1 protein-coding gene is annotated in these 6,667 nt (G+C 57.2%); it reads right to left on the bottom strand.

Features of this window, described 5'->3' with window-relative positions; translation table 11 throughout:
* Positions 1 to 694 precede the first annotated feature (694 nt).
* Positions 695 to 6,667: putative Ig domain-containing protein (locus tag QEH57_RS24345; RefSeq protein WP_309009415.1), on the bottom strand; the 5,973-nt coding region annotated here is incomplete at its 5' end.

The raw sequence follows: 6,667 nt of genomic DNA, 5'->3' as shown, positions 1-6,667 counted from the left end.
CGTAGACGCCGATGGTAGTTGGACGTCATGTCCCGCGAGAGTAGGTTATTGCCAGATTATGGCCTCCATTGCTCAAAAAGCGATGGAGGCCTTCTTTTTGCTTAGATGCTAGGTGAGGAAGGGGATTCATCAAGATATGATATCACTTCTAGTGTCTGCTGCAGGCACAGCTTCAGCAGATCGATTGGATTCGGTCTCAGAGCATCGGTCGCTTACGCGCAGTAGACGCTACTGGCTGATAAAGCCTTCAAAACGATGTATTGGATCTAGCACAAACAGTTACACAAAGGCACACCATGGTCCGGATGTTAGAATTGTAATTGGAAGCGTATAAACCCAGCCAAAGGAGGATCTCTACCTTTCTTTTGATGGGGCATTGTGGCCTAGGGTGCGGCAAGTGCTACGATCTTTTACGGTAGCCACAACATTCGGAGGTAACGATGGGAACGAACCAAGATTAAAAGAGATGCTTGGAGTGATCGATTATCAGAGCGAGCCGGTCATGGTCCGAATTCATGAGGATGACCGCTCATTTCAGGTATTCGTAACGCACATGTTAGGTGCGTCTAAAGGTTCTCTCACGTAGAATTGTCGGGTTCTTCAATAACAGGATGTCGTATGGTACTTAGACATGCTGAAATGAAGCGGAGCAGTGCAGCGTCCGCTTCTGGATTAGACGGAGGAGAGTTTGCCTCTAGAAAGTATGGGTATCTGTAATGTCGGTGTTGATATAGAGATGAGTGTCGGTGCCTGCATCGTAGTAGTGGGAGTAACTGGACCCTTCGATTGTCTCAGTCCCTTGGTTCGTGTAAGACGAGTCAATTTCAACGGTATCGTCTGAGTTTCCGTCCACGAATAAACGATTTTCGCCGTCTGTCATGTCGAGAACATCCTCGGCGGTCAGCTTGAGCGAGTTCGCTCCGGAGCCGTCTATATCGATGCGTTCCAGGCCGGAGACGTGCAAGTTGTCGATTAGGGTGAAATCTAGGTTTTGCCCTGAATTGTCTAGGATGAGCGCGTCTTCGCCTTCGCCGAAGTGAAGTTCGTCCAAGCTGCCTAGCTCGCCGATGGTGACAGTATCGTCACCGGCCCCTGAAGAGACGTAGTCGTCGCCGGAACCTGTAGAGATGGTGTCGTCGCCGGAGCCGGTAAGGATGGTTTCATTGCGATGATCGCCGGTATAGATCGTATCCTGGTCGTAGGTGGCCGCTTCGGAGGCGGTGTGGGTCACGTCGGTAAATATAAGGCTTTCAATATTTTCGAATGTATCCACTCCGTCTCGATTTTCGACGCGGTCGGTGATGGTGTAGGTGCCGTCGAGATTATCGACAACGGTGTACTCGTTTCTGACACCGGAGAAGGTGATTGCGTCATTGCCGCTGCCGCCATCGTAGGAATCGTTGCCTGAGTCGGCTGTGAAGGATTGCGTAGCGTTGTCTCCAGTGAAGGTCTCGTCTTCCGTCGCTACCGCAGCGTGTAGGGTGGCGGCGTGGCCGCTGTTGATCTGGAAGTCGTAGACCTCGAAGTTGTCGATGCGGCCTTGGAAGTAGTTTTGAAGGGTATCTGCCACGCCATCGCCACTTATCTGTTGGCCGGCGCCCAACGTTATTGGTTCGTTGTTTCCGGTGATGCCGCCCGTGTAGGCGTTCGAGTCGACGAGGGTTCCGTCGAGGAAGAGCTGGACGCCTTCGGAACCGAAGGTGACTGCCATCGAGTGGTTTTGGCCGGCGTTGACCGCGCTGCTAGCGGAGGAAACGAAATAGGTTTGGGAATCGCTTTGGATACGTACGACGAGGCTTCCGTCAGAGTCGACGTAGGCGTCGAGATGTCCGCCGCCGTCGTAGTCTCTCGAATCGCGACTGAAGAGGGTTTGTTTGCCGGATATCTGCTCGGCATTGAATGAGACTGCGAAGCTGCCTTCGGACAGCTGGAAGTCGCTGGAAGGCGAGATGAGCACGTGGTCGTCCACGCCGTCGAACTCGGCGGCGGTGCCTTCTCGGTTGACTCTATTCGATCCGACTGTGACGCCTGAGTTGTAGGTGCCGTCGTTGGTTCCGACGGAATCGGTTGCGGTGGTTCCGGACGATTCGTCGAGCTTCCATTGTCCGACCGGGCCGGGTTCGGCGTCGATCGTGATAGCGAAGGTGTCCTCCGCGGTGGCGTGGCCGTCGGATGCGGTGACCTTAACGTTGATGGAGCCGATGTGGGCGGTGCCGGGAGTCCCCGAGAGTTCGCCGGTGTGCAGGTCGATACTGAGCCAGTCTGGCAGTGGATCGCCATTGTCCAGAGTAGCGGAGTAGGTGAGCGTGTCTCCAGCGTCGACGTCACTAAAGTTGCTGCTGGCGTCGAGGGAGAAGGCGTAATTCGCGTTGCCCGATTGGTCGGCAATGGGGGTGGCGACAGGACCGTCGTTGGTGTTGTGCACCGCGATACCGAATGTGTCGGAGGCGGTGGCACCGGCGGTGTCGGTGGCGGTGACGGTGACGGAGATGGCGCCGACATCTCCGTTTTCCGGGGTGCCGGTGAGGACGCCGGTGTTGGCGTCGATTGAGAGCCAGCTAGGGAGCGGGTCGCCATTCTCGAGGGTTGCGGAGTAGGTGAGGGTGTCGCCTGCGTCCACGTCGGAGAAGGAAGAGGATGCGTTCAGTGAGAAGGCTGCGTCCTCATCCGTTGTCTGGTCTGCGATTGCTGTGGCAACGGGACCGTCGTTTGTATTTGTTACTGCGATACCGAACTCGTCGGTAGCGATGTATCCATCCCCTCCGGTTGCAGTCACGAGAATGGAGATGCTGCCGACGTGTTGGTTGAGTGGCGTGCCGGAGATCTCGCCGGTCGAAGCGTTTACGGAGAGCCAGTCGGGCAGCGGATCACCGTTTTGGAGGGTTGCGGAGTAGGTGAGGTTGTCTCCGTCTGCGAAGTTGCCAGAGACATCGAGGGAGAAGGCTGCGTCCTCCTCGGTGTTTTGGTCGGAAATCGCGGTGGTGGGGGCGTATCCGAAAATATCAGCTTCCAAGGTGCCGGAAACGGTGCCGGTGACGGTGTGTTCGCTGAGGCGACCAGTGACGACGACTGAGCCAGACAGATCGGTCCCGACGGTTAGTACTCTCAGGTCGCCCGAAGTGGACAGGCTTCCGGAGAGCATGTCGCCCACGGTTACGGCATCAATGTCTCCTGTGACATTGACTGTACCTATTTTGATGTCGTCTCCGGCGCTTATCGTTCCGGCGTTGCCGGCGATCGTGATGTTTCCTTCGATATCGTCGGCGGCATCAAGAGTGGTGATGTGTCCTCCGATCGTGACGTCTCCGACGATATCTGCACCGGTCCCGCCAATAGTTTGAATAGTGGAAACATCGCCTCCGGTTGATACGTCACCTTCGATACGTGCTGCAGTCAGAGTGTTTAGACTGCCGCCGGCGGTGAGGTCGCCTAAAAGTGTATTGGCGACTGTTATTGTGCCGAGATTTCCACCTGCAGTGATGTTGGATTCTATATTGCTACCGGCGGTGACGGTATCGAGGTTACCCCCGACGGATACGTTCTGAGTTCGGATATTGGCTACAGCGGAGAGTGTGCCGACGTTTCCGGTGACGTTAATGAGGGCTTCGACATCTTCGGCTGCGGAGATGGTGGTGACGTGGCCGCCGACGGTGATGGGGCCGTGTAGGTCGTCATCGGCGGAGATGGTGCTGGCGTTTCCGGTGATATCGAGCGCGCCGTCGATGTCGTCGCCAGCGTGGATGGTACCGAGATCGCCGCCAACGGTGATGTTCGATCCGATGCTGATGCCGGCGGACGCGGAATCTAGGTTTCCGCCAATGGTGATGTCCTGGTAGCGGATATTGTTCGCTGCGGATAGGGTGCCGACGTTTCCGGTGACGTCGATGAGGGCTTCGATATCTTCGGCTGCGGAGATGGTGGTGACGTGGCCGCCGACACTGATGGGGCCGTGCAGGTCGTCATCGGCGGAGATGGTGGTCGCGTTGCCGGTGACGTTGAGGGCGCCCTCGATGTCGTCGGCGGCATGGATGGTACCGAGGTCGCCGCCGATGGTGACGTCGCCCCAGATTTCCCCGCTGTAGTCGACGTTTCCGTTGGCTCGAATGCTGGTGGCGTTTCCGGTTACGGTAATGCTGCCGGTGGTGTGGGCTGCATTGAAGGTTCCCAGGTCTCCATTGACGGTGAGGTTGCCGCCCCAAAGCGAACTTGAGCTGAGGGTCGTCAGGTCGGCGTTGACGGTGATGTTGGAGTCGGTGCTACCTTCGTAGTTAAGAGTGGATACCGTTCCACCCGCATCGGTTACGGTAAGGGTTTCGATGTTTACGTCGCTGGCGATATCGATGGTACCGATATTGTAGTCGGAGCTGAAGGTACCAAGGTCGGCGTCTACGTTGATAGAGCTTACGGTGAGTTCCGGGCCGGAGATCTGGGTGACGGTGAGAGTGGACAGATTGGTCGTCCCCTCGACGCTTGTCAGATCAATGGTTCCGTTGGTGGCATCGTAGCTGTAGTCGTAGCTTCCGTCGCCATCTAGCGTTATGCTAAAGACGCGGGGGCCTGAAATGATGGTGGTGTTTCCGGTTTGCGAGGACTCGGAGCGGTCCCCGTCGGCAATGTAGGCCATTGTATCCGAAAACTGGATCTGCTCGAGACCGGAGTATTCGACGGTAAAGGACTGGCCGCCTCCGAGGTCGATCGTGATGGTACCGTCGCCAAAGGTGGCGCTGGACAGGGCGTAGTCTGATAGGTTGAGCTGATCGGTACCTTGCGAACCGGCGACGGTGTAGGTTTCCCCATTACTGGGGGAGTCGATGTTGTAGGGGTTGATCAGCACTTCGCTCGCGGTGAAGGTACCGTCTGCGAAGGTGAAGGATTCGACGTTTGATACCGTGTCTGTGCCATCGCGATCGGCGACGTTGTCTTGGATCTGATAGCTGCCGTCTTCGTTTTCGACTACGGTATAGTCCTCGCGATTCCCCGAGTAGATCGCGGTATCGGTTCCCGCTTCGCCATCGATGGTATCGTCTCCGCCGTTTCCGGTGAGGGTATCGTCTCCCTCGGCTCCGGAAATAGAGTCGTTGTATTGGTCGCCGTTGAGTACGTTGGATCCAGAATCTCCGTTGCGCTCGACCGTAGCGTTGACATCGATGGTGAAGGTATCCTCGGCGGTTGCGGTTCCATCTGAGGCGACGACCTTGACGGAGATGAGTCCGCTATCGGACTGGACGGGGGTACCTGAGAACTGTCCGGTATTGGAATCGAACGAAAGCCACGAGGGCAATGGGTCGCCGTTGGCGAGGGTTGCGGTGTAGGTTAGTGTGTCGCCGACGTCGACGTCCGAGAAGTTTTCGGAAACGTCCAAGTCGAAGGTATCGCCGCGATCCAGGTTCTGGTCCGCGATGGCTGTAGCGACAGGTCCGTCGTTGGTATTCTCGATGGTGATGCCGAAGGTTTCGGATGCGGAGGCGCCCGCCGTGTCTGTGGCAGTGACGGTGACGGAGATGGCTCCTACGTCGCCGTTTGCGGGGGTGCCTGAGAGAGCTCCAGTGTTCGGGTCGATGGAGAGCCAGCTTGGTAGCGGGTCCCCGTTCTCGAGGGTTGCAGAGTAGGTGAGGGTATCGCTGGCGTCTTCGTCCGAGAACGAGGAGGAGACGTCGAGCGAGAATGCCGCGTCCTCGTCGGTAGTCTGGTCCGCGATGGCTGTGGCGACAGGTCCGTCGTTTGTATTCTCGACGGTGATACCGAAGGTGTCGGATGCGGAGGTGCCCGCGGCGTCTGTTGCGGTGACGGTGACGGATATGGATCCTACATCGCCGTTCTCAGGGGTGCCTGAGAGGGTTCCGGTGCTCGGGTCGATGGAGAGCCAGCTTGGCAGAGGGTCCCCGTTTTCAAGGGTTGCTGAGTAGGTTAGGGTATCGTCTTCATCGCCATCAGCAAAGTGGGAGCTGATGTCTAAGCTGAAGGCTGCGTCTTCAGCGGTCGCTTGATCAGAGACGTCTGAGGTGAGGCGAGTCGGATCGTTTAGGACTGTGTTTGTATCGAAGGTTTCGTCTGCAAATTGGAAGTATTCAAAGTTTGATACAGTATCGGTGCCATCACGTCCCTCAATGAGATCTTGTATGGTGTAGCTTCCGTCTTCGTTTTCCGAAACGATGTAGTCGATTCGGTCGCCAGTTAGTCGAAGCGTGTCTGTTCCGGTTCCTCCGTCGAGATTGTCGTCGCTTGACGCTCCTCGAATCGTGTCGTTTCCGGCGCCGCCGGAAATGGACTCGATGCCGTCGAGGTTGGTCGCGGAGAAGTCGAGGGTCTGGTTGGAGTAGTCGCCAGTGACGGTGACTCCGGAGTGGCCGTCCGAGGAGATGGTCTCGATGGAGTTTTCGGCGTCGAAGTTGGAGTCGATGGTGATGTTGGTGTCGTCCCCGGTCGCCTTGACGGTGTCGTTTCCTTCTCCGCCGTGGAAGTCGTCGGCTCCGTCTCCTTCGGAGTAGAGGAAGGTGTCGTCTCCGGCTCCGCCGTGCAGGTCGTCGTATCCATCGCTCGCGAGGATGACGTCGTCGCCGTCGGAACCGATAACGGTGTCGTTTCCGGCGCCGCCGGAAATGGACTCGATTCCGTCGAGGTTTGTCGCGGAGAAGTCGAGGGTCTGGTTGGAGTAGTCGCCAGTGAC

The sequence above is a fragment of the Pelagicoccus sp. SDUM812005 genome (genome assembly GCF_031127875.1).
GTDB lineage: Bacteria > Verrucomicrobiota > Verrucomicrobiia > Opitutales > Opitutaceae > Pelagicoccus.
This window is presented reverse-complemented; position numbering and strand designations above follow the sequence as displayed.